General features: G+C 62.3%; 2 protein-coding genes and 2 pseudogenes. 2 read left to right on the forward strand and 2 right to left on the reverse strand.

Annotated features, from left to right (window positions below; all coding sequences use genetic code 11):
* Nucleotides 1-209, reverse strand: a pseudogene (locus tag AC6EI8_RS25000) (signal peptidase II); the annotation flags it as partial.
* 417 nt (nt 210-626) lie between these two features.
* Between AC6EI8_RS25000 and AC6EI8_RS25005 the strand changes: the two are divergent.
* Together AC6EI8_RS25005 and AC6EI8_RS25010 are read left to right on the forward strand one after the other, a co-directional pair.
* Complete coding sequence (locus AC6EI8_RS25005; protein WP_053823089.1) at nt 627-2552, forward strand: cytochrome c/FTR1 family iron permease; 1926 nt, start codon at nt 627-629, stop codon at nt 2550-2552.
* Nucleotides 2553-2734: 182 nt separating this feature from the next.
* A pseudogene (locus AC6EI8_RS25010) lies at nt 2735-2911 on the forward strand (DoxX family membrane protein); the annotation flags it as partial.
* A 23-nt stretch (nt 2912-2934) separates the two neighbouring features.
* Here the strand turns inward: AC6EI8_RS25010 and AC6EI8_RS25015 are convergent.
* A partial coding sequence (locus AC6EI8_RS25015; protein ID WP_498383192.1) for a tyrosine-type recombinase/integrase occupies nt 2935-3921 on the reverse strand: 987 nt, incomplete at its 5' end.

The raw sequence follows: 3921 nt of genomic DNA on the forward strand, positions 1-3921 counted from the left end.
TGTAGCTCCAACGAACGATCTACATCCGAGGTTGTTCTTGACCAGACCCAAAAGCCTCCCATGACAACAGGCGCGGTCCAATAGTTGCCCAATAGGTAGCTAAACAGCTTGGCCAAAGGCAAGAACATTGCCGGCGTGCCTTCATTGACCAGTAGGAAGATCTCTCGATTCCAGCCGCTCCAGTCGTAGAGAACAAGTGCCCAACTCATCGGATCACCATCCTCCGCCCCTCGCATCCCACCATACGGTAAGGACTCGCGATATGGGAGCGTTGGGTTCTATTGTTCGCAATCGTGCGAACGCCTGAAAGCCGAGGCGGAGGGTCGCCCGAAGTTGTGCGCACCTCACGTAAGCGCATTGCACCCTCCCGCATCTTGCACGCGGCTGCACTTGGCTCGACCCCATACGAGCAATCCGCCGGAAGTCCCCATCGGTTTGTGTTGCGCTGACTCAAAGTAGGTCGCCAGTATTGACTAACGTTGTTATTTCTACGCCCTCTAGCGGCTATAGAGTCAAGCGCGATTCCCCATACTTCCATCACCAAGATGGGTCGCTCGCGCAAACGATATGAATTACAATCATTCGCATTTGTCCGCGAAAACTGCCGCCCGCCCGGCGTGTTCCTCATGCAAGCCCTGCGCATCCTCTCCCTCGTTCTAGTCTCCTTGGCGCTATCCGTCTCGACGGCTTTGGCCGAGCCTCTATCCACGCAAGACAAGGCCAAGCAAGTCTGGCAATTGCTGGACTACCTTGCCGTTGACTATGGCGGTTCAGTCAACGATGGCCGCATCACCAATGAGGCTGAATATGCCGAGATGCAAGAGTTCGCGCAGACGGTCGCGCGACAGCTAGGCGAATTGCCGCCAGGACCCGCCTCCGAACAACTAGGCAAGGAAGCTGGCGCATTGCGTTTGTCCATCGCAGCGAAGGCCTCGCCAGAAACTGTCGCCGAACTGGCTCGGAAGTTGGCCAGCGGCGTCCTCACAGCCTATCCGGTTCCTATGGCACCAAGCAAGGCGCCTGATTTGCAGAACGGGGCGAAGCTCTATCAAAGCCATTGTGCGTCCTGCCACGGCGTATCCGGTAACGCGGACGGCCCCCTCGCAGCGAAACTCAACCCGCCCCCGATTGCGCTGGCCGACCACGCGCGCGCGCAGGAACGCAGCGTCTTTGCCTTGCAACAGATCATCACGCGCGGCGTGGAGGGAACATCGATGCCGGGCTTTGCCCATCTCTCCGAAGACGACCGATGGGCTCTGGCCTATTTTGCTTCGACGCTGTCTTATTCAGATACTGACCGCCAGGCGGGCGCCAAGCTTTGGACTGCTGAACCGGGGCTGCGCGCGGCGGTTCCCACGCTCGACAAGCTTAGCCAGACCTCGGAGGCGGCACTTGCTAAATTCGTGGGTGCACAGACCTCTCGTGATGGTCTTGCATACCTGCGAAGCTCACCGGACGTACTGGCCGCATCGACCACCGATAGTCTCTCAATCGCCAAGGAAAAGCTGAAGGAAAGTGTCACTGCGCTTGACAAGGGAGACACGCGGGCCGCATCGCAACTGGCTTTGTCCGCATATCTTGATGGGTTCGAACCAGTTGAGCCTGCGTTGGCTGCCAAGAACCAGGCTCTCTTCCTGGACATCGAGAAGACGATGGGACTCTATCGAAATGCCGTCGCGAATGGCCAGGCAGAGCGCGCGCATGACATCGCAGCGCAACTGCAGTCAAGGCTGGACGAGGCGCAGGAAGCGCTCGCAGGCGCCAATGACGCATTCTCGACCTTCCTTGGCGCCTTTACGATCCTGCTTCGTGAAGGGCTTGAAGCGCTGTTGGTAGTCGTAGCCATGCTGGCGTTCCTCAAGAAGGCCAATCGCACTGACGTCCTTCCCTACGTTCACGCGGGTTGGGTCACTGCGCTGGGAGCCGGTGGATTGACGTGGGCGGTAGCTACCTACGTCGTTGATCTGAGCGGCGCTAGTCGCGAAATGACCGAAGGCTTCTCCGCGGTCTTCGCGGCGGTCGTCCTACTCGGCGTCGGCATGTGGATGCACCAGAAGAGTCTGGCGGGACGCTGGCAATCGTACGTGAAGGAAAAGCTGTCGTCGGCATTGAACAGGAAATCGGCGTTTATGCTCTTCCTGCTATCGTTCGTCACGGTCTACCGGGAAGTATTTGAGACCGTGCTCTTCTACGCGGCCCTGTGGTCCGATGGCAACGGTGCCTACATGCTCGCGGGACTCGGTTGCGGTATTGCTGTGCTGGCAGTGATTGCGTTTCTGCTCCTGCGATCGACGGCGCGTTTGCCGATTCGACAATTTTTCGCGTTCAGCTCCGCCTTGGTTGGCGTGCTTGCCGTGGTCCTGATTGGCAAGGGCGTGGCGGCACTGCAGAAAGTTGGCCTGTTGCAAGTGACGCCGCTCTCTATGCCGCGTATCGATGTCTTGGGCGTTTACCCCTCTGTGCAAACCATTGCCGCGCAAGTGGCTATTCTCCTCATCATCGTTGCCAGCGTGACCTATAACTTGCGATCGCAACGTACCGCGAGGGTGTGAGCCCCTGTCAGGCGCGAAGCTTTGTTCGTCGACCATTTCAAAGTCAGCGATTTGGCCCAAATGTGGCGGACTTTTTGCGACTACCTTCCATTCGCGGCAGGATCGATGGACGGCATGGACATGTAGGGCTGCCAAGGATGTCACGCAACTGTCGTGCTGTGCGGGCTGAGAAAAAGCCAACCTTCTGGAACTCGGCGATCGCCAAGCTGGCCAATTGGAATGCCGCCCTCGACCTGTTCCGCGAGGACTACCGGGTGCCGCTGGTGCCCTCGGAGTCTGCGGCCTGCCTGGCGGTGTCAATCGAGCTGACCGCCCCAGCTTTGCTGTTGCTGGGACTGGCGACCCGCGCCGTGGCGATGCGACAAGGCAACGCGCGCTGTCGCTACGGCCCATCATCCGCAAACGTGGCATCGACAAAGGCCCGCAACTGCGTCAGGTCGGTCCTGGCATAGGCCGCCGTGGTCTGCACCGAGGCGTGGCCGAGCAGCGCCTGGGCGGCCGGCAGCGGCACCTGGTGGTCGACCACCAGTGTGCGCGCATAGGCATGGCGCAGCCAGTGCGGGGAGGCCGCGCGCAGTAAGAGCGCCTGCGCCGGCTCGCGCGCCTGCAGACCATCGGCCACGGCCGCAAAGATCGCCTTGACCTCCCGGTACAGGCCTGCCGACTGTAGCGCTTCGCCCTTGTTGCCGTGGATTACAGGCAGCGCCTCGTGCGCCGGCGGCTCGGACGGCAGGCCGCGTGCTTGTCGGTAGGCGCGCAATACCGTCACGCACGGCACCGGCAGCGGAATGGCCCGTGCCTTGCGCCCCTTGCCGCAGACATAGAGCGTCCACCGCCCGGGCGCCTCGGCCTCCAGGCGGGGCAGTGCGATCTCTGTCGACCAGGCCAGTTCCGCCAGGCGCACGCCGGCGTAACGATACAGCGCCCAAATCGCGCGCCGCCGCTGCGCCGCCAGCGTGTTGGTCGTGTTGGCGGCGGCAAACTCCGGCGCCTCAAGCCAGGCATCGCACGCGGCCAGCAGCGCTGGCGGGATCAGCCGCGTCGGCGCGAAGCCGGCCCGGGTGCGGCTGCCGGCGGACAGGCCCGCGGCCGGATTGGCATGCAAGTAGCCGGTGTCGTACCAGTAGCCGTAGAGGCTTGCCACCACCGCCAGCGCGCGCGTGCGGGTCGCTTCTGACAAGGGCGGCGCGGCGTCCTCCCTGCCGGTCTCCCCGTGCTGCAGCGCGTGCCGGTAGCCGAGCAACCGCTGGCGCGTGAGGTCCGAGAGCGGCCCAAGCTCGTGCGCGCCGCACCAGCGCATCAGGCGGCGCAGTTCGGCGCCATAGGCGCGCAACGTGTGGGGCGAGCGCCCGGTTCGGTCGCGCAGGAA

The sequence above is a fragment of the Cupriavidus sp. R6-3 genome (genome assembly GCF_059772245.1).